16 protein-coding genes, 4 tRNA genes and 1 riboswitch are annotated in these 18592 nt (G+C 60.8%); of the genes, 4 read left to right on the top strand and 16 right to left on the bottom strand.

Annotation, left to right across the window (positions count from 1 at the left end):
- Nucleotides 1-106 precede the first annotated feature (106 nt).
- Nucleotides 107-183: transfer RNA gene (locus C9990_RS06860), tRNA-Arg, on the bottom strand.
- A 326-nt stretch (nucleotides 184-509) separates the two neighbouring features.
- On the opposite strand from C9990_RS06860, the gene C9990_RS06850 reads away from it, so the two are divergent.
- The 3 genes from C9990_RS06850 to C9990_RS06840 all read left to right on the top strand — a co-directional run bounded on the left by C9990_RS06850 (nucleotide 510) and on the right by C9990_RS06840 (nucleotide 1648).
- Entirely contained in the window at nucleotides 510-737 is a 228-nt protein-coding gene (locus tag C9990_RS06850; protein WP_106802845.1) for a hypothetical protein, read from the top strand.
- Nucleotides 738-748: 11 nt separating this feature from the next.
- The gene (locus C9990_RS06845) at nucleotides 749-928 is read left to right on the top strand and encodes a PA3371 family protein (RefSeq protein ID WP_106802844.1); all 180 of its coding nucleotides are present in this window, start codon (nucleotides 749-751) and stop codon (nucleotides 926-928) included.
- Between the two features lie 393 nt (nucleotides 929-1321).
- Nucleotides 1322-1648, top strand: coding sequence for an Arc family DNA-binding protein (locus tag C9990_RS06840; RefSeq protein WP_003175643.1), 327 nt, complete (start codon nucleotides 1322-1324; stop codon nucleotides 1646-1648).
- 153 nt (nucleotides 1649-1801) lie between these two features.
- Here the strand turns inward: C9990_RS06840 and mgtE are convergent, their stop codons facing one another.
- The 8 genes from mgtE to ltaE form a co-directional block, all read right to left on the bottom strand.
- Complete coding sequence (gene mgtE / locus C9990_RS06835) at nucleotides 1802-3244, bottom strand: magnesium transporter (protein WP_106802843.1); 1443 nt, start codon at nucleotides 3242-3244, stop codon at nucleotides 1802-1804.
- A 339-nt stretch (nucleotides 3245-3583) separates the two neighbouring features.
- Nucleotides 3584-3660: transfer RNA gene (locus C9990_RS06830), tRNA-Arg, on the bottom strand.
- A 72-nt stretch (nucleotides 3661-3732) separates the two neighbouring features.
- Nucleotides 3733-3809 (bottom strand) — tRNA-Arg (locus C9990_RS06825).
- A gap of 108 nt (nucleotides 3810-3917) precedes the next feature.
- A tRNA-Ser gene (locus C9990_RS06820) sits at nucleotides 3918-4008 on the bottom strand.
- Between the two features lie 62 nt (nucleotides 4009-4070).
- Nucleotides 4071-4259 carry a carbon storage regulator CsrA gene (csrA, locus tag C9990_RS06815; RefSeq protein WP_003175645.1) on the bottom strand — a complete coding sequence of 63 codons (189 nt, stop codon included), beginning with the start codon at nucleotides 4257-4259 and terminating at the stop codon, nucleotides 4071-4073.
- A gap of 174 nt (nucleotides 4260-4433) precedes the next feature.
- Nucleotides 4434-5675, bottom strand: coding sequence for an aspartate kinase (locus C9990_RS06810; RefSeq protein WP_065909223.1), 1242 nt, complete (start codon nucleotides 5673-5675; stop codon nucleotides 4434-4436).
- A gap of 95 nt (nucleotides 5676-5770) precedes the next feature.
- Complete coding sequence (alaS, locus tag C9990_RS06805; RefSeq protein WP_106802842.1) at nucleotides 5771-8389, bottom strand: alanine--tRNA ligase; 2619 nt, start codon at nucleotides 8387-8389, stop codon at nucleotides 5771-5773.
- Between the two features lie 146 nt (nucleotides 8390-8535).
- On the bottom strand, nucleotides 8536-9540 hold the full coding sequence (gene ltaE / locus C9990_RS06800) for a low-specificity L-threonine aldolase (protein ID WP_106802841.1): 1005 nt from the start codon (nucleotides 9538-9540) through the stop codon (nucleotides 8536-8538).
- A gap of 191 nt (nucleotides 9541-9731) precedes the next feature.
- Nucleotides 9732-9901: riboswitch (FMN riboswitch) on the top strand.
- Between the two features lie 113 nt (nucleotides 9902-10014).
- On the opposite strand from ltaE, the gene C9990_RS06795 reads away from it, so the two are divergent.
- Nucleotides 10015-10524, top strand: a complete 510-nt coding sequence (locus C9990_RS06795) for a 6,7-dimethyl-8-ribityllumazine synthase (protein WP_003233516.1) — start codon at nucleotides 10015-10017, stop codon at nucleotides 10522-10524.
- 146 nt (nucleotides 10525-10670) lie between these two features.
- On the opposite strand, the gene astE is transcribed toward C9990_RS06795, so the two are convergent.
- From astE to C9990_RS06760, 7 genes are all read right to left on the bottom strand, one after another.
- On the bottom strand, nucleotides 10671-11675 hold the full coding sequence (gene astE, locus C9990_RS06790) for a succinylglutamate desuccinylase (protein WP_106802840.1): 1005 nt from the start codon (nucleotides 11673-11675) through the stop codon (nucleotides 10671-10673).
- 11 nt (nucleotides 11676-11686) lie between these two features.
- The gene (locus C9990_RS06785) at nucleotides 11687-11977 is read right to left on the bottom strand and encodes a hypothetical protein (RefSeq protein WP_003214319.1); all 291 of its coding nucleotides are present in this window, start codon (nucleotides 11975-11977) and stop codon (nucleotides 11687-11689) included.
- Nucleotides 11978-12015: 38 nt separating this feature from the next.
- Nucleotides 12016-13362 (bottom strand): N-succinylarginine dihydrolase, encoded by a 1347-nt coding sequence (astB, locus tag C9990_RS06780; protein WP_065909216.1) that lies wholly within the window; start codon nucleotides 13360-13362, stop codon nucleotides 12016-12018.
- A 176-nt stretch (nucleotides 13363-13538) separates the two neighbouring features.
- Entirely contained in the window at nucleotides 13539-15005 is a 1467-nt protein-coding gene (gene astD, locus C9990_RS06775; RefSeq protein ID WP_065909214.1) for a succinylglutamate-semialdehyde dehydrogenase, read from the bottom strand.
- Nucleotides 15005-16030 (bottom strand): arginine N-succinyltransferase, encoded by a 1026-nt coding sequence (gene astA / locus C9990_RS06770; RefSeq protein ID WP_065909213.1) that lies wholly within the window; start codon nucleotides 16028-16030, stop codon nucleotides 15005-15007. The genes astD and astA overlap by 1 nt, the downstream gene beginning before the upstream one ends.
- A 49-nt stretch (nucleotides 16031-16079) precedes the next feature.
- The gene (gene aruF, locus C9990_RS06765; RefSeq protein WP_106802839.1) at nucleotides 16080-17099 is read right to left on the bottom strand and encodes an arginine/ornithine succinyltransferase subunit alpha; all 1020 of its coding nucleotides are present in this window, start codon (nucleotides 17097-17099) and stop codon (nucleotides 16080-16082) included.
- 244 nt (nucleotides 17100-17343) lie between these two features.
- The gene (locus C9990_RS06760) at nucleotides 17344-18564 is read right to left on the bottom strand and encodes an aspartate aminotransferase family protein (protein ID WP_106802838.1); all 1221 of its coding nucleotides are present in this window, start codon (nucleotides 18562-18564) and stop codon (nucleotides 17344-17346) included.
- Between the last annotated feature and the right edge of the window lie 28 nt (nucleotides 18565-18592).

Genomic DNA, 18592 nt, shown 5'->3' with positions numbered 1-18592 from the left:
AACCTCGATCGGCGGCAAGGTTCGACTCAAGTGTGAAAAGCCCCGGCGCGCACAAAAAAGCCCCGCCAGCAGGTGCTGTACGGGGCTTGTTTGTGAACTGCGAATATGGTGTCCCAGGGCCGGTTCGAACGGCCAACCTTCCCCTTAGGAGGGGGATGCTCTATCCAATTGAGCTACTGGGACCAATGACATCCATCAGGCCAGGGGCGCTGCGACGGACGGCGTGCATGTTAACGGCCGAGGTAGGTTTTGTCATGTCGTCCGTTGGCTTTTTGAATGTAGGCCAATCCTTGCCTGGCGCAATGCAGTTTCGGCCCGTAAACACGGGCACTTGGGCGCCATCGTGCAAAATGCACTCCCTCAAAATGCCAGCATTGCAAATTGCAACCTTCCAGCGTTTTAAAGTAGACTCAAGCCATTGATTTTATTGAAATAATAGATTGGCACGAGACCTGCAATACTTCTCCTATAAACCCCTTCAGCCACGGCGTTAAGCGGAGAACATGACCATGAACAGTGCCCTTCTGTTAGCCCTCAACACCGTAGCCCTGGCTGCACTGGTGATGTTTCATTTCCAATCGACCGGCAGCAACGACCCGGCCCAGATCAACCAGGCGGTGCCACACCATCTGCAGCAACGTCCGCAATTGGCGGTGATGACACCCAACGCGCAATCGCCAGTGCGCCTGACCCAAGGCACCCAAGCGGCGCCTGCCTCCGAACACTGGGTTTTCTAAGGAAACAACTGATGACCAAATCTGCCTGGCTGTTCCTTTGCTTGACCGTCGCCACTGGCATCCTGGGTCTGGGTGCCGAGTCCCAGGACGGGCAAACCACCGCCTTTGTTGCGGCTGGCATCTGCGCAAGCCTGCTGCTGCTGACGCTCATCGTCGGCCGCAAAATCAAGTTTGACCCGGTTCTACGCTGACCCCCTCTCGCATCACCCCCCGCCTACCTTATGTCGCCTCGTCCTAGTAAATCGGCAAATTGCCACTAGTCTTAAAGATAAGGGCAAAAGGCCACTTTGCTATACGATGTGCGGCCTTAAACCCTGTGGTGGCCTGGACTTACGGGAAGTTCCCTGGCGGGATCACTCGTGCAGAAGTTTTCCAACCAGTCCGCAAAAATGCAAATGAGTGCTGGCATAAAGCCTTTAGGCAGTTCAATATTTGTCACAGAATTGACGCCAAGGAAATGTCAAATCTGAGGCATGATGCGGCCTCTTTGCAATTAGGGTTGAACTTTGGTCGTGAGTCTTGTCTTAACACTCATCTTGCGGCCAATTCCAAAAACCGCTCCCCTGAACTAACCGGTTAAATATATGCGCCCATTGAAACAGGCAATTTATTCCAGCCGTACGGCTGACAAGTTCGTCGTACGTCTGCCAGACGGAATGCGGGAACGCATTGCCGAGGTGGCTCGCAATCATCACCGCAGCATGAACTCCGAAATCATCGCGCGCCTGGAACAGAGCCTCATTCAGGAAGGTGCGTTGGGCGACGAGTTGAGCATGCGCCTGGACAGCCCCGAGCTGTCGCTGCACGAACGCGAACTGCTGCAGCGTTTTCGTCAGCTCTCCCACCGCCAGCAAAATGCTCTCGTCTCGCTTATCGCGCACGACGTTGAGGCGGCCGCAGAAGCCAATTAAGTTACAAATGAAAGCCGAAGCCAGCCATGTGCTGGCTTTTTTTTGCCTGGAATTTGTGCAGGAGCGCGCTTGGTGGCGATTCAGGCGATGCGGCCCGTGAAGGCAATCGCTGGCAAGCCAGCTCCTACAGGGGAGCCGGCGTGCCTTGGAGGATCAGAGCAGGAAGATGGTTGCCAGGCCCAGGAAGATGAAGAAGCCACCACTGTCGGTCATGGCGGTAATCATCACGCTGGCACCCATCGCAGGGTCGCGCCCCAGGCGCGCCAGGGTCATGGGGATCAACACCCCCATCAACGCAGCCAGCAGCAGGTTGAGGGTCATGGCTGCGGTCATCACCACGCCCAGTGACCAACTGCCATACAGCAAGTAAGCGACAATACCGATCACGCCGCCCCACACCACGCCGTTGATCAGCGCCACGGCCAGCTCCTTGCGCATCAGCCGCGAGGTGTTACCGGTATTGACCTGGTCGAGCGCCATGGCGCGTACGATCATGGTGATGGTCTGGTTGCCGGAGTTGCCACCAATCCCCGCCACGATCGGCATCAATGCCGCCAAAGCCACCAGCTTCTCGATAGAGCCCTCAAACAGCCCGATCACCCGCGACGCGATGAAGGCCGTGATCAGGTTGACGGCCAGCCAGGCCCAGCGGTTGCGCAACGAACGCCAGACTGACGCAAAAATATCTTCCTCTTCACGCAGACCCGCCATGTTGAGGACTTCGGTTTCGCTCTCTTCACGAATCAGGTCGACCATTTCATCGATGGTCAGACGGCCGATCAGCTTGCCGTTCTTGTCGACCACTGGAGCGGAGATCAAGTCATAACGCTCGAACGCCTGCGCGGCGTCATAGGCGTCTTCGTCCGGGTGAAAGCTCACCGGGTCGCTGGCCATCACATCGGCAACTTTCTTCTCGGGGTCGTTGACCAGCAGGCGCTTGATCGGCAACACGCCCTTGAGGATGCCTTCGTAGTCGACCACAAACAATTTGTCGGTATGGCCGGGCAACTCTTTCAACCGGCGCAGGTAGCGCAGGACCACTTCCAGGCTGACGTCTTCGCGGATGGTGACCATCTCGAAGTCCATCAGGGCGCCGACCTGATCCTCGTCATAGGACAACGCGGAGCGCACGCGCTCACGCTGCTGGCCATCGAGGGCTTCCATCAGCTCATGGACAACATCACGGGGCAGCTCAGGGGCCAGGTCGGCCAACTCATCAGCGTCCATCTCCTTGGCCGCGGCCAGGAGCTCGTGATCGTCCATGTCGGCGATCAGGGTTTCACGGACCGAGTCGGAGACTTCAAGCAGGATGTCGCCGTCACGGTCGGCCTTGACCAACTGCCAGAGGGTCAGTCGATCATCCAGCGGCAAGGCTTCGAGAATATAGGCGACGTCGGCGGAGTGCAGGTCATCGAGCTTGCGTTGCAGCTCGACGAGGTTTTGCCGGTGGACGAGGTTTTCAACGCGGTCGCGGTTAGGGCCATCCTGGCGGTGCGTGAGTTCTTCGACCACACGCTGGCGCTGCAGCAGCTCGATGACTTGAGCCAGGCGATCCTGCAGGCTTTCTTGAGTTTTCTTTACTTCTACTTCGGTCATAGGCGAACTCCACTCCCAGCAGCGGGGCACGCCGGAAGGATCAATCAGTCAATTCATGATTGGTAAAACGGGGTACTGAGTAACTACTGGGTAAGTCCATGGAGGTATTCCACAAGCCCCGGCGGGGCTGACGGGCGCAATGATACACCGTGCGCTCGCTTTTAACGTTAAAAAACTGGAAAGAACAAGCGCTTGCGAGCCAAAGCTGAGCATTGGCCGCATCTATGAACTGCGACGACGCAGCCCGGAAGGAAAACACAGGAAGCAGCAGAAAAAGATAAAATCCGACACAAATCCCAGACGGCAAAAAGCCCGCACTAGGCGGGCTTTTTGTTTGTATGGTGCACTCGACAGGATTCGAACCTGTGACCGCTCGGTTCGTAGCCGAGTACTCTATCCAGCTGAGCTACGAGTGCAGATTGTGTTTTTAGACCAGATCACAACTGGTTGAAGCCGAGCTACCTGCATTGCTGCAACTAACTCTTAAATGGTGCACTCGACAGGATTCGAACCTGTGACCGCTCGGTTCGTAGCCGAGTACTCTATCCAGCTGAGCTACGAGTGCATTTGTTGCCGCGCATTATAGGCCGTTCAATCTCTATGTAAAGCTATTTTTTCGTTTAGTTTCAACAACTTAGCGAAAAAACCAGATTGCAACGTACTAAGCAAATAATGGCGGAGAACGGGGGATTCGAACCCCCGACACCCTTTTGAGGTGTACTCCCTTAGCAGGGGAGCGCCTTCGGCCACTCGGCCAGCTCTCCGCAACACGGGGCGTATATTAACCACGTTCATCCCCGTTTGCAAACATAAAAAACGATAAAAATTAAAGGCTTGGTTCTTCGTCCTTCTCTTTCTTGATCCGCAGGTAAATTTCCTCGCGGTGTACCGCTACCTCTTTCGGAGCGTTAACCCCGATACGCACTTGATTGCCTTTGACGCCGAGCACGGTCACGGTGATTTCGCCATCACCGATAATCAGGCTTTCTGCGCACCGACGAGTCAGAATCAGCATACCTTTCTCCTCACGCATTTCAGTTCAGGAACAACAGTCTGCAAAAAAAAGGCGTTCGACCTACGACCTGACAGTCATAGCCCTAACGACCTAAGTATTGTCGAGCGCACACAAAAGACCATGCGCCCTACAAAAAAATGAAAGGCGCGGTAACCGCGCCTTCCTGGCAGTGCATCACTCGCCCTGTCGGGCCGGAGCGTCCAGCTCAAAAGCGGTGTGCAGCGCGCGTACAGCCAGTTCCAGGTACTTCTCTTCGATCACCACCGAGACTTTGATTTCCGAGGTGGAGATCATCTGGATGTTGATGCTTTCCTTGGCCAGGGCCTCGAACATGCGGCTGGCAACGCCGGCATGGGAACGCATGCCCACGCCCACGATCGACACCTTGGCAATCTTGGTATCGCCAACCACTTCGCGAGCGCCAATCTCTTTGGCCGTGTTCTGCAGGATCCGCTCCGCCGCATCGTACTCGTTGCGGTGCACGGTGAACGTGAAATCGGTGGTGTTATCGTGCGAAACGTTCTGCACGATCATGTCGACTTCAATGTTCGCGCCGCTGATAGGGCCCAGGATCTTGAATGCCACGCCCGGGGTGTCTGGCACGCCACGGATCGTCAGCTTGGCTTCATCGCGGTTGAAAGCGATGCCGGAAATGATCGGCTGTTCCATGGATTCCTCTTCATCAATAGTAATGAGGGTGCCCGGACCCTCTTTGAAGCTGTGCAATACGCGCAGCGGAACGTTGTACTTGCCGGCGAATTCCACCGCACGGATCTGCAGCACCTTGGAACCGAGGCTGGCCATTTCCAGCATCTCTTCGAAGGTAATCTTGTCCAGGCGCTGGGCCACGGACACCACACGCGGGTCGGTGGTATAGACGCCATCCACATCGGTGTAGATCTGGCACTCATCGGCCTTCAGGGCCGCTGCCAGCGCCACGCCAGTGGTGTCCGAACCGCCACGCCCGAGGGTGGTGATGTTGCCCTGCTCGTCCACACCCTGGAAGCCCGCTACAACTACCACGCGGCCGGCTTTCAGATCACTGCGGATTTTCTGATCGTCAATCTGCAGGATGCGCGCCTTGGTGTGCGCGCTGTCGGTGAGGATGCGCACCTGGCTGCCCGTGTAGGACACCGCTGGCACGCCACGCTTGTTCAGCGCCATGGCCAACAGGGCAATGGTCACCTGCTCGCCGGTGGACACGATCACATCCAGCTCACGCGGCAGCGGTTGCTGGTCGCCGCTGATTGCCTTGGCCAGATCGATCAGGCGATTGGTCTCGCCGCTCATGGCCGACAGCACCACCACCAGGTCATCGCCGGCGTCGCGGAATTTCTTAACCTTGTCGGCCACCTGCTCGATTCTTTCGACAGAGCCGACCGAGGTGCCTCCAAATTTCTGTACGATCAAAGCCATTTCCAAGCCGCCTCAGCCCGTAAAGGGGCGCCTATTATCCAATCCATCCGCACTGCACCCGCCCGCGACTAGACCACGGGCGGGTTAACAGCGCCTTAAATACCTGCCTCGACAAACGGCACGGTCAGGGCCAGGGCCGCGTCCAGGGCACCGGCGTCTACACCACCGCCTTGCGCCATGTCCGGACGACCACCGCCCTTCCCGCCCACTGCCGCGGCGGCTTGCTTCATCAAATCACCGGCCTTGAGTTGGCCAGTCAGGTCCTTGGTTACACCGGCAACCAGAACGACCTTATCCTCATGGACACTGCCGAGCAGGATCACTGCGCGGCCGAGCTTGTTCTTCAACTGATCGACCAGCGCCAACAGCGCCTTGCCGTCCTGACCGTCCAGGCGTGCGGCCAGCACTTTCACATCCTTGACGTCCACGGCGGCGGCTGACAGATCGTCGCCCGCGGCACTGGCGGCCTTGGCCTGCAACTGCTCCAGCTGTTTCTCCAGCGCACGGTTGCGCTCCAGCACGGCGGACAGCTTGTCGATCAGGTTGTCGCGGCTGCCCTTGACCAGGGTGGCCGCTTCCTTGAGTTGTTCTTCAGCGGCATTGAGGTAGGCCAGGGCCGCAGCACCGGTTACCGCCTCGATGCGGCGCACGCCCGAGGCCACGCCGCCTTCGCTGATGATTTTCAGCAGGCCGATGTCGCCGGTACGGTTGGCGTGGATACCGCCACACAGTTCCACCGAGAAACTGCCGCCCATGCTCAGCACGCGCACGTTGTCGCCGTACTTCTCGCCAAACAGCGCCATGGCGCCCTTGGCCTTGGCGGTCTCGATGTCGGTTTCTTCGGTTTCCACAGGGCTGTTCTTGCGAATCTCGGCGTTGACGATGTCTTCCAGGGCCTTGATCTGCTCAGGCTTGATCGCTTCAAAGTGGCTGAAGTCGAAGCGCAGGCGCTGACTGTCGACCAGCGAACCCTTCTGCTGAACGTGCTCGCCCAATACCTGGCGCAGCGCGGCGTGCAGCAGGTGGGTCGCCGAGTGGTTCAACGAGGTCGCGTGGCGCACGTCGGCGTCCACCTGGGTCTCCACCGGCGCACCGACGGTCAGGTTGCCCGAGGCCAGCACACCGTGGTGCAGGAAGGCGCCGCCAGTCTTGGTGGTGTCACGCACGTCAAAACGGCCGTTCGCAGCGTTGAGGAAACCGCAGTCGCCAATCTGGCCGCCGGATTCGGCGTAGAACGGCGTCTGGTCGAGCACGACCACGCCCTCGTCACCTTCATTCAACACGTCGACCGACTGGCCTTCCTTATACAGGGCAACCACTTTGGCCGCGCCACTGGTGGCCTTGTAGCCGGTGAATTCGGTGGCCACGTCAACCTTGACCAGGCTGTTGTAGTCCATGCCGAACGAGCTGGCGGAACGTGCACGCACACGCTGGGCTTCCATCTCGCGCTCGAAACCTGCCTCGTCGAGGGTCAGGTTGCGCTCACGGGCGATGTCGCCGGTCAGGTCCATCGGGAAACCGTAGGTGTCGTAGAGCTTGAACACCACGTCGCCCGGCACCACGCTGCCCTGCAGGTTGGCGAGGTCTTGCTCGAGGATTTTCAGGCCCTGCTCCAGGGTCTTGGCGAATTGCTCTTCTTCGGCCTTGAGCACGCGCTCGATGTGCGCCTGGTTCTGCTTGAGTTCCGGGAACGCATCGCCCATCTCGGCGACCAGGGCCGCGACGATCTGATAGAAGAAGCTGCCGCTGGCGCCCAACTTGTTGCCGTGACGGCAGGCGCGACGAATGATGCGACGCAGCACGTAGCCACGGCCTTCGTTGGACGGCAGCACGCCGTCGGCAATCAGGAAGCCGCAGGAACGGATATGGTCAGCCACCACTTTGAGCGATGCCTGCTCTTCATTGGCGCAACCGATCGCCTTGGCGGCAGCCGCCAGCAGGCTCTGGAACAGGTCGATTTCGTAGTTGGAATGAACGTGCTGCATCACCGCACTGATCCGCTCCAGGCCCATGCCGGTGTCTACCGACGGCGCTGGCAGCGGATGCAACACGCCGTCGGCGGTGCGGTTGAACTGCATGAACACGTTGTTCCAGATCTCGATGTAACGGTCGCCATCTTCTTCTGGCGAGCCCGGTGGGCCACCCCAGATGTCGGCGCCGTGGTCGTAGAAGATCTCGGTGCAGGGGCCGCATGGGCCGGTATCGCCCATGGTCCAGAAGTTGTCGGAGGCGTACGGTGCGCCTTTGTTGTCGCCGATACGCACCATGCGCTCGGGCGGCACGCCGACTTCCTTGGTCCAGATGTCGTAGGCTTCGTCATCGCTGGCGTAGACGGTGACCCAGAGCTTTTCCTTCGGCAGTTTCAGTACGCCGGTGAGGAAGGTCCAGGCGAAGTTGATCGCGTCCTGCTTGAAATAATCGCCAAAGCTGAAGTTGCCGAGCATTTCGAAAAAGGTGTGGTGACGGGCGGTGTAGCCGACGTTTTCCAGGTCGTTGTGCTTACCACCGGCGCGCACGCACTTCTGGCTGCTGACGGCGCGGGTGTAGGCGCGCTTTTCCTGGCCCAGGAAGCAGTCCTTGAACTGGTTCATCCCCGCGTTAGTGAACAGCAGGGTGGGGTCATTGCCTGGGATCAAGGAGCTGGAGGCGACACGGGTGTGACCTTGCTCTTCGAAGAAGCGAAGGAAGGCTTCACGGATTTCTGCGCTTTTCATTAGGTTCTTCCACGGAGGCTGCGGCCAAAGGCCAGTGCGCAACATCATCAGACGAAGCGACGGCAAAGGGCCGCATTATATCGGCCCTTTGCCGGTGGTACAGCGTGTTTATGCGATAGAGCGGCTCAATTAGACGGTCTGCACGGTCATTTGCGTGAGAATTCGACGAATGTCTCCAGCACTTGCTCGATCTGCGCCCGGCTGACGTCCAGGTGCGTGACCATGCGCAAGCGCGGTGCGGCGCTCAATTTGATCCCGCGCTCGGCGGCAAACGCCTTCAAGGCCTGGGCGCGATCGCCGATCTGCACGTAGACCATGTTGGTCTGCACCGGCTCCACTGCGTAACCGGCGTTGCGCAACGCCTCTCCCAGCCACTGGGCATTGGCGTGGTCGTCGGCCAGGCGTTCTACCTGGTGATCCAGGGCATACAGCCCTGCCGCCGCCAGTGAGCCGGCCTGGCGCATGCCGCCGCCGACCATCTTGCGCAGGCGCCGGGCCTTGGCGATCAGCGCCGTGGAACCGCACAACACCGAGCCGATCGGCGCGCCAAGGCCCTTGGACAGGCACACCGACACCGAATCGAAATGCTGGGCGATCTCGCGCGCATCCACCCCAAGCTTGACGGCCGCGTTGTACAGGCGCGCGCCGTCCAGATGCAGCGCCAGGCCGTGTTCGCGGGTAAACGCACGCGCTTTCGCGAGGTACGCCAGCGGCAGCACCTTGCCTTGCATGGTGTTTTCCAACGCCAACAGCCGGGTGCGCGCGAAGTGGAAATCGTCGGGCTTGATCGCTTCCAGCACCTGGGCAAGGTCCAGCGAGCCGTCCGCCTGCACTTCCAGCGGCTGTGGCTGGATCGAACCGAGCACGGCGGCGCCACCGCCCTCGTATTTGTAGGTGTGGGCCTGCTGACCGACGATGTATTCCTCGCCGCGTTCACAGTGGGCCATCAACGCCAGCAGGTTGCTCATGGTGCCGGTGGGCACGAACAACGCGGCGGCAAACCCCAGGCGCTTGGCCAGTTCGGCTTCCAGGCGATTGACGCTGGGGTCTTCACCGTAGACGTCGTCGCCACTGACGGCATGGGCCATCGCGTCGAGCATGCCGGGGGTGGGTTGGGTCACGGTGTCGCTGCGCAGGTCGATCACAGACATGAAGCACGCCTCTCAAGGGTTGAGTAAGTTCCTTTTGTGGATGATTACTGCGGGCAAAGCCGCGGAATATCAAGCCCCATGCGTCTTCAATCGAATACCAACCAAACAAACCGATATAGCTTATCGACACGGCAATCGTGCAGTTTCTGAAAAACCATGTTAAAAACTCTCCGCCGCCAGGGTTCTGGCGGCAACGTTCTCAGGGCGGGGTGCAATTCCCCACCGGCGGTAATTGCACGCAATGTGCATAGCCCGCGAGCGCTTGGCGCCTCGAACTGCTCACGCAGGACGGCGACAAGGTCAGCAGACCCGGTGTGATCCCGGGGCCGACGGTCATAGTCCGGATGAAGAGAGAACGGGATTGGCACCTGAGGGCCGAACGCTGACCGCATGCTTGCATGCCACAGCCGTGCGTACCCTTAAATCCCATTCGATTCATAACGCCCTGTTTTTTTCTTAAACAGGAGTCAGAACATGCAACCCACCGCAATCGACAGCAAAAGCAAAAACCATCACGGCGAGCGCGTCGCGTTTATCCAGGCCTGCTGGCACAAGGATATTGTCGACCAATCGCGCAAAGGCTTCCTCGCCGAAATGATCGCCCAGGGCTACCAGGAATCGGATATCGATTTCTTCGAAGTCGGCGGCGCCTTTGAAATGCCCCTGCACGCCAAGCTGCTGGCCAAGACCGGCCGCTACGCCGGTATCGTTGCCGCTGCGCTGGTGGTGGACGGCGGCATCTACCGTCACGAGTTCGTCGCCCAGTCAGTGGTCAGCGGCCTGATGCAAGTGCAGCTGGAAACCGAAGTGCCAGTGTTCTCGGTATCCCTGACCCCGCACCACTTCCACGCGGGCAGCGAGCACCACACCTTCTTCTACGAGCACTTCGTGCACAAGGGCCAGGAAGCCGCACGTACCTGCGCCGACACCCTGCACAAAGTACGCGCGATCCGTCGCAGCGAGCCGCGTGCCGTAGCCGTCTAAGCCACACCCCAGCCCAGCCTCAGCGCTGGGCTTGTGTGGGAGCTGGCTTGCCTGCGATAGGATCAACTCGGTCTAACAGTTGGACCGAGTCAACCCGATCGCAGGCAAGCCAGCTCCTGCATTTGGATCCCGGCAAGCCTCGGGATTCAGGCCAGGCCCGCATCCGTGGTCGGCACAATCAATATCCCTGCCCGCAAACCATTCTTCACCTTCGGATTGGGGAAGATGATACGCGCGCCCTCCTCCTCGATGACCCAACGAGTCTTGGCCACGTCCTCGGCCAGCAGATACCCCTTCGCCAACGGCGAAAAGTTCTCAACGTCCGCCGGCAAGTGCAGCAGGAAGGCATCGCTGTGCTTGATCACTTCGCGCGACACCGCGAACAGCTGCAGGCCGTCGAGGCTGTCGGTCTCGGGCTCATCGCCCTCGATGATCTGCTTCAGGCGCGTCTCCAGGCGGGACACGTCCACGCCCTGGTTCTGCCCGAACGGCCGCGCCTTGCCCAATTCCAGGGTGAAGGCTTCGGCGTCCAGTTGCTCGTAGGTAAATGCGGTGAAAGTGATCGAAGTCTTGTTCTGCAGCAGCACCGCCTGCATGCCGGCAGCGTTAAGGCGCGCCAGCTCATGACGTGAATGCTGGCGCCCGTCCTTCCACGGGTACAGGGCAAACTGCTCGATCTTCGAGCCGCGAATGGCGGTGTGCAGGTCGTAATGCAGGCGCGAACGACCGGGCTGGTTGAAGAAGCTGCGGGCCAGTTGCTCAAGCTCGGCAGCACGCATGGCTTCCGGGCCGATGTTTTGCTCATGGCGGCCGTTGAACAGCCGGTTGACGTCCAGTTCGAGGTAACGCTCACCGCGACGCATGGCCTCGGGGTTGCCGAACAGGAACAGAATACGGGTGCGGGGCTTGATCTCCCCACGGGCTATGCCATGCAACAGGCGGTCGAGCAGTTCGATCGGCGCGGTTTCGTTGCCATGGATGCCGGACGACAGCAGCAGGTCGCTGCCGTTGTCCTTCGCTTGCGGTGGGCGCACTTCGAGCGCGCCCTCGCTGAGCCAGCGCATCTGCACGCCGTCGACAGTCAGTTGAATTTTTTGCGCCGGTTCACGACCGGCGAGGGTCAGTTCAAGCAGTTTGCCGAGGGCGAGCATACGCAGCTTCCTTAGTGGTTGCAGCCAGGACCGTGGACGTGATCGTCGTCATCACCTTCAACGTCGGCCGGTTCCATTTCCAGTTGCAGGCTCATCAGGTTGGTGGCCAGCGGACGCATCAGCAGGTTGGCGTACTCGGCGTCGCCTTCTTCCACGTCCACACCGATCAGCAGTTGGCCACGGCCGTCGTGCTGGATCCAGATTTCCTTGCCCTGCCAGACCACGGCGACGCGGGTGCAGGAGGTTTCCAGCTGGGTGCCGTCGGTGTCTTCAAGAATCAGTTTCAGGGTGTCGGTGGTCATAAAGTAGCTCTCGGCATTGGGCGTAAAAGAAGGTGGCGTTAATTGATCTGGAAAGGATAAACCGCGCCCAGTTTAAGGATTTGCGTCAGTTCATCCAATGCCGTCCGGCACTCCAGCAACAATTGCGGGTCAGCCAGGTCGGTTTCGCGCAGGCTGTCGCGGTAGTGCTTGTTCACCCATTGGGTCAGGGTGTCGTACAACGGCGCGGTCATGATAACGCCTGGGTTCACCGCCGCCAGCTCGGTTTCGTTCAACGCCACGCGCAAGCGCAGGCAGGCCGGGCCACCGCCGTTCTGCATGCTCTGCTTGAGGTCGAAGACCTTCACTTCGCGAATCAGCCCGCCTGACGCCGTGAGGTTTTGCAGGTACTGCCACACGCGTTCGTTGGCACGGCACTCTTCCGGCACGATCAGCAGCATCGAACCATCGGCGCGGGTCAGCAACTGGCTGTTGAACAGGTAGGAACGCACCGCGTCCTCGACGCTGACCTGGGCGCGCGGCACGCAGACCGACTGGAAGTTGCCGCCCAATTTGCCCAACTTGCCTTGCAGTTCGCCAAGCATCTGCTCGGTATTGAGGAAGGCATCCTCGTGATAGAACAGCACCTCGCCGTTACCCACCGCGATCACGTCGTTGTGGAACACGCCGGCATCGATCACCGCCGGGTTCTGCTGGGCGTAGACCACGCCTTCATCCTTCAGGCCGTGCAGGCGTGCAACCGCCTGGGAGGCTTCGAGGGTCTGGCGCGCCGGGTACTTCTGCGGGGCCGGGTAACGGGTGTCGAATGCACTGCGGCCGAACACGAAAAACTCCACGCCGGCTTCGCCATACTCACGGCAGAAACGCGTGTGGTTGGCCGCGCCTTCGTCGCCGAACTGCGCCACCGCCGGCAGCGCGGCGTGATGGGCGAAGTGTTGCGCATCGGCAAACATCGCCCCCAGCACGCGGCTGGTGGTCGGGTGTTCGATGCTGCGGTGGTACTTACAGTTGAGGTTGGCGGCGGTGAAATGCACGCGGCCATCCGCCGTGTCGGCGCTCGGGCTGACGGTGGCGGCGTTGGCCACCCACATGCTCGACGCCGAGCAACTGGCGACCAGCAGCGGCATCGCGTGCTTGGCGGCCTGCTGGATAACCTGGGCGTCGGTGCCGCTGAACCCCAGGTTGCGCAAGGCGGCCACGTCAGGACGTTCTTGCGGCGCCAGCACCCCTTGCACAAAGCCCATGTCCATCAGGGCCTTCATTTTCTGCAGGCCCTGCAACGCCGCTTCCTTCGGGTTCGAAGACTGCTGGCTATTGCTCTGGGACGCGACGTTGCCGTAGGACAAACCGCCGTAGTTATGGGTCGGCCCCACTAGACCGTCAAAATTGACTTCATAGGATTTCATCGGCGAGGCTCCACGAACATCTGTATTTTTATAGGCATCAAGTGCAGATCTGTATCTGTTAACCCGATCAAGTGTGGGAGCTGGCTTGCCTGCGATGCGGGCAACTCGGTCATGCAGATACACCGAGGTGATGCCTTCGCAGGCAAGCCAGCTCCCACATTAGATCGGTGTCACTTTCACTTAAGCGTTACGCCTGGGGTCAGCGACGCAGGCAACACCAGGCTCGGGGTCTCAAGGGAGGCCACCGGGTACGCGCAATAGTCTGCCGCGTAATACGCACTGGCGCGGTGGTTGCCCGACGCCCCTACCCCGCCGAACGGCGCGGTGCTGGCGGCGCCGGTCAGTTGTTTGTTCCAGTTGACGATACCGGCGCGGCTTTCCAGCCAGAACTGCTGGTAGCGCGCTTCGGAATCCGACAACAGACCAGCGGCCAGGCCGTACTGGGTGTTGTTGGCCTCGGCAATCGCGCCAGCAAAATCAGCGTAGCGGATCACCTGCAACAGCGGGCCGAACAGTTCTTCATCCTCGCGTTCGGTCACGCCTGTCACGTCGATGATGCCCGGCGTCAGCAGTGCAGCCTGATCCTGGGGCTGAGTCATTTCCAGCAGCGCCACGGCGCCATTGGCCAACATCAGTTCCTGGGCGTCCATCAAGGCTTTCGCTGCGCCCAGGGAGATGACCGAGCCCATGAACGGCGCCGGCTGCTGGTCGAACGCGCCGACCGCAATCGTCGAGCTGACGGCCACCAACCGTGCCAACAGGGCATCGCCCCAGGCACCTTCCGGCACCAGCAGGCGACGCGCACAGGTGCAGCGCTGGCCGGCCGAGATGAACGCCGACTGGATAATGGTGTAGACCGCCGCATCGACGTCGGCCACTTCGTCGACCACCAGCGGGTTGTTGCCGCCCATTTCCAGCGCCAGGATCTTGTCCGGGCGCCCGGAGAACTGCTGGTGCAGGTGATTGCCGGTGCGACTGGAACCGGTAAAGAACAGGCCGTCAATCCCCGGATTGGCCGCCAGGGCGATCCCGGTTTCGCGTGCGCCCTGCAGCAGGTTCAACACGCCTGCCGGCAGGCCGGCGTCGATCCAGCACTGCACCGTCAGCTCGGCGACTTTCGGGGTCAGCTCGCTCGGCTTGAACAGCACGGTATTGCCCGCCAGCAGCGCCGGGACGATATGCCCGTTCGGCAAGTGCCCCGGAAAGTTGTAGGGGCCGAACACCGCCACCACGCCATGCGGCTTGTGTCGCAGCACAGCGGTGGCGTCGCCCAGCGGGCCGCTCTTCTCGCCGGTACGCTCGCGGTAGCTTTGCACCGAGATTGCGATCTTGTTGGCCATGCTGGTGACTTCAGTGGCCGATTCCCACAACGGCTTGCCGGTTTCCTCACCGATACAGCGGGCGATTTCATCGGCGCGGCTTTTCAGGGTCGCGGCGAAGGCCTCGAGCACGCTGATGCGTTCTTCCAGCGGACGCCGGGCCCAGCCCGGAAATGCCTGGCGCGCAGCCTGCACGGCAGACTCGACCTGCTCGGCGGTGGCGCCATTGCCGGCCCACAGCACTTGCTGGGTCACCGGGTTGCGCGATTCAAACAGTTCACCCTGGCCGGCCAGCCAGCTACCTGCGATATACAGCGAATTCATTACTTGGACTCCCGGGCAGCAGACAACGGAACAGCACGCACTTGATCACCCACCACCAGTTGCAGGCGCTTGGCGGTCTGCGGATCGACCACCAACGTACCCGCCGCCAGACGGGCCGGAGCGGCGGTGATACGGCACTCCTCGCGCTTGCGGTTATGAATCAGGAACGGCGTGGCGTCGTCACCCGGCGTGCCGATGGCCAACACCAGCGACTGGCTGTCGCGCACGGCACGGATCTTGGTGGTCTCACACTCCACCGCCGGGCCGGCGTCGAAGATATCGACATAGCCCTGGTAGCTGAAGCCCTCGCTCTTGAGCATGCTCAACGCCGGTTCGGTATCGGGGTGAACCTTACCGATCACATTGCGTGCGTCCTCGGAAAGGAAGCAGCTGTACAGAGGAAACTTCGGCATCAGCTCGGCGATAAAGGCCTTGTTGCCCACACCGGTGAGGTAGTCGGCCTGGCTGAATTCCATCTTGAAGAAGTGCCGGCCCAGGCTCTCCCAGAACGGCGAACGCCCGGCATCGTTGGACACGCCGCGCATCTCGGCAATGATCTTGTTGCCGAACAGCTGTGGGAATTCGGCGATAAACAGCAGGCGCGCCTTGGCCAGCATGCGGCCGTTGAGGCCGTTGCGGTAATCGGCGTGCAGGAACAACGAGCACAGCTCGGAGTTGCCGGTGAGGTCGTTGGCCAGAAACAGCGTCGGAATCTCACGGTAGATATTCAGTTCCTGGGATGCACTGACGGTCAGGCCGACCCGGAAGTTGTACCAGGGCTCGCGCAGGCCGACCGCGCCGGCGATGGCGGAAATGCCCACCACGCGGCCTTCGTCGTTTTCGAGCACGAACAGGTAGTCGGCATCGCCGCGCCCGGCGTCGCCGCGAAAGGTTTTTTCCGCCCAGCCAACCCGGTGGGTCAGGCGCTCTTCGTTGGCCGGCAAGGTGGTGAGGCCGGTGCCGGTGCTGCGCGCCAGATCAATCAGGGCCGGTAAATCGCTGCTGCGTACGGGACGAACGATCATGCTATCTCCTCGAACGGGCCGCTGTTGTCAGCCACCCGCGAAACTCTATTTAAACCGCTACCAGGCGCACGCTCGCGCCTTCGCCGACGCCCAGGGCTTCGGCCGCTGCCAGGTCCAGGGTCACCGGTTTGCCGGGCGCGTAGTCCAGCTCCAGCAACACCGCGCGGTAATCCTGCAATTGCGCGTTGCTCACCAGGTACTGGCGACCGACGCCCTTGACCATCTCACCGATCTTCACCGGCACTACGCGGCTCTGGGCAATCGAGCGAATCCCCGACACCCGCGCGTGCAGCGTCGGGCCGCCGTCGAAGATGTCGATGTAGTGGTCGGTCTCGAAGCCTTCGCGCATCAGGATGTCGAAGGTGATCTGCGCTCGCGGGTGGACCTGGCCCATGGCTTCCTGGGCTTCGTCCGGCAACAGCGGCACATAGATCGGGTAATGCGGCATCAGCTCGGCGAGGAAGGTGCGGCTTTTCAGCCCGCACAGGCGCTCGGCGGCGGCGTAGTTGAGGTCGAAGAAGTTGCGGCCGATGGCGTCCCAGAACGGCGAATCACCGTTCTCGTCGCTGTAGCCGACAATCTCGGTCACCACCGAATCGGCAAAGCGCTCGGGGTGGCTGGCGACGAACAACAGGCGGCCACGGGAATTGAGTTCCGACCACGGCGAACCGACCAGTTCCGGCACCACGTAGAAACTGGTGAGCAGGCTGTTGCCGGTGAGGTCGTGGCATTGGGAAAGCACGTGGATCTTGTTGTGGATCTTCAACTCGCGGGAAGCGTGCACGAAGGTTTCGTTACGGAAGCTGTAGAACGGCTCCGAGTAACCGGCCGAGGCGACGATGGCCGAGCAGCCGGCGAGCTTGCCGGTCTCGGTGTCTTCAAGCACGAAGAAATAGCTTTCTTCACCGTTGAAACTCACCTCGGCAGCGAAGGACGCTTCGCTGGCGGCGATCTTGTCGCTGAGGCGTTCGACATCATCCGGCAAGGAGGTGACACCAATCGGGCTGTCCGCAGCCAGACGCTGTACCTCGCCCAGATCAGCCATTTGCGCGGGGCGCATCACCAGCATGGTGTCACTCCTTAACTCGAAAAACTCACAGGAAAAAATGCCAGGCACGGTCTTGAAACCAGTGAGGTCAAGTGTGGGAGCGGGCCTGCTCGCGAAAGCGGTGTGTCATTCAGCATTTCAGGTGACTGAACCACCGCTTTCGCGAACAAGCCCGCTCCCACATTGGATCTTCACAGCTCCAGTTAAGAGGCCCGGCACAAAAATTTAGGTTCGATGCCCAATCGTTTGGGCACCGAACGGTCCATCAAGCGTGTGTCAGCGTCTTCACGGCACGTTCAAAACGGTCCAGGCCTTCCTGGATGTCCGCGTCTTCCACCACCAGGCTCGGGGCGAAACGCACCACGTCGGGGCCGGCTTGCAGGATCATCAGGTTTTCTTTCTCGGCGGCGTTGAACACGTCCTTGGCCTTGCCTTTGAAGGCATCGCTCAGCACACAACCGATCAGCAGGCCCATGCCGCGCACTTCGGTGAAGATGCCGTACTGCTTGCCGATCTGCTCCAGGCGCGCCTTGAACAGGTCGTGCTTGGCGTTGACGCCGGCCAGCACCTCGGGCGTGTTGATCACATCGATCACCGCCTCGGCGACCGCGCAGGCCAGCGGGTTGCCGCCGTAAGTGGTGCCGTGGGTGCCGACCACCAGGTGCTTGGCGAGGTCTTCACGGGTGAGCATCGCCGCAATCGGGAAGCCGCCGCCCAGGCTCTTGGCGCTGGTGAGGATGTCCGGCACCACACCGTAGTGCTGGTAGGCGAACAGGTGGCCGCTGCGGCCCATGCCGGTTTGCACTTCGTCGAACACCAGCAGCGCGTTGTTGGCGTCGCACAACTCGCGGGCGCCTTGCAGGTAGGCCAGTTCGGCCGGCAGTACGCCGCCTTCGCCCTGGATCGGTTCCAGCACCACGGCGCAGGTCTTGTCCGAGACAGCCGCTTTCAGCGCGTCCAGGTCGTTGTAAGGCACGTGGGTGATGCCGGTGATCTTCGGACCGAACCCATCGGAATACTTCGACTGGCCACCGACGTTGACGGTAAACAGGGTACGGCCGTGGAAGCTGTTCAGTGCGGCGATGATCTCGTACTTCTCAGTGCCGAAACGGTCGAACGCGACGCGACGGGCCAGCTTGAAGGCGGCCTCGTTGGCTTCGGCGCCGGAGTTGCAGAAGAACACGCGCTCGGCAAAGGTGGCGTCGATCAGCTTGTGGGCCAGGCGCAGGGCCGGCTCGTTGGTGAAGACGTTGGAGACATGCCACAACTTGCTGGCCTGCTCGGTCAGTGCACCGACCAGCGCCGGGTGGGCGTGGCCCAATACGTTGACCGCGATGCCGCCGGCAAAATCGATCAGCTCGCGACCCGCCTGGTCCCAGACGCGGGAGCCTTCGCCACGCACGGGAATAAAGGCAGCAGGTGCATAGTTGGGAACCATGACCTGGTCGAAATCGGCACGTTGCACCGGGGCTTGCTCAACGGACATCGGAGTCTCCTGAAGAGGAACGCCTGCC

Origin of the sequence: Pseudomonas sp. S5D5, from assembly GCF_003013355.1 — a bacterium.
GTDB lineage: Bacteria > Pseudomonadota > Gammaproteobacteria > Pseudomonadales > Pseudomonadaceae > Aquipseudomonas > Aquipseudomonas aylmerensis.
The sequence above is the reverse complement of the archived record's forward strand: the minus strand, read 5'-3'. Positions and strand labels throughout refer to the sequence as shown.

Bases quoted from the DNA above. Each gene is read 5' to 3' on its own strand.
- astB (WP_065909216.1), bottom strand. From the start codon at position 13,362: ATGAAATCCTATGAAGTCAATTTTGACGGTCTAGTGGGGCCGACCCAT.
- astD (WP_065909214.1), bottom strand. From the start codon at position 15,005: ATGAATTCGCTGTATATCGCAGGTAGCTGGCTGGCCGGCCAGGGTGAA.
- C9990_RS06810 (WP_065909223.1), bottom strand. From the start codon at position 5,675: ATGGCTTTGATCGTACAGAAATTTGGAGGCACCTCGGTCGGCTCTGTC.
- C9990_RS06840 (WP_003175643.1), top strand. From the start codon at position 1,322: ATGCGCCCATTGAAACAGGCAATTTATTCCAGCCGTACGGCTGACAAG.
- C9990_RS06850 (WP_106802845.1), top strand. From the start codon at position 510: ATGAACAGTGCCCTTCTGTTAGCCCTCAACACCGTAGCCCTGGCTGCA.
- C9990_RS06795 (WP_003233516.1), top strand. From the start codon at position 10,015: ATGCAACCCACCGCAATCGACAGCAAAAGCAAAAACCATCACGGCGAG.
- C9990_RS06785 (WP_003214319.1), bottom strand. From the start codon at position 11,977: ATGACCACCGACACCCTGAAACTGATTCTTGAAGACACCGACGGCACC.
- ltaE (WP_106802841.1), bottom strand. From the start codon at position 9,540: ATGTCTGTGATCGACCTGCGCAGCGACACCGTGACCCAACCCACCCCC.
- astE (WP_106802840.1), bottom strand. From the start codon at position 11,675: ATGCTCGCCCTCGGCAAACTGCTTGAACTGACCCTCGCCGGTCGTGAA.
- mgtE (WP_106802843.1), bottom strand. From the start codon at position 3,244: ATGACCGAAGTAGAAGTAAAGAAAACTCAAGAAAGCCTGCAGGATCGC.
- aruF (WP_106802839.1), bottom strand. From the start codon at position 17,099: ATGCTGGTGATGCGCCCCGCGCAAATGGCTGATCTGGGCGAGGTACAG.
- astA (WP_065909213.1), bottom strand. From the start codon at position 16,030: ATGATCGTTCGTCCCGTACGCAGCAGCGATTTACCGGCCCTGATTGAT.
- alaS (WP_106802842.1), bottom strand. From the start codon at position 8,389: ATGAAAAGCGCAGAAATCCGTGAAGCCTTCCTTCGCTTCTTCGAAGAG.
- csrA (WP_003175645.1), bottom strand. From the start codon at position 4,259: ATGCTGATTCTGACTCGTCGGTGCGCAGAAAGCCTGATTATCGGTGAT.
- C9990_RS06845 (WP_106802844.1), top strand. From the start codon at position 749: ATGACCAAATCTGCCTGGCTGTTCCTTTGCTTGACCGTCGCCACTGGC.
- C9990_RS06760 (WP_106802838.1), bottom strand. From the start codon at position 18,564: ATGTCCGTTGAGCAAGCCCCGGTGCAACGTGCCGATTTCGACCAGGTC.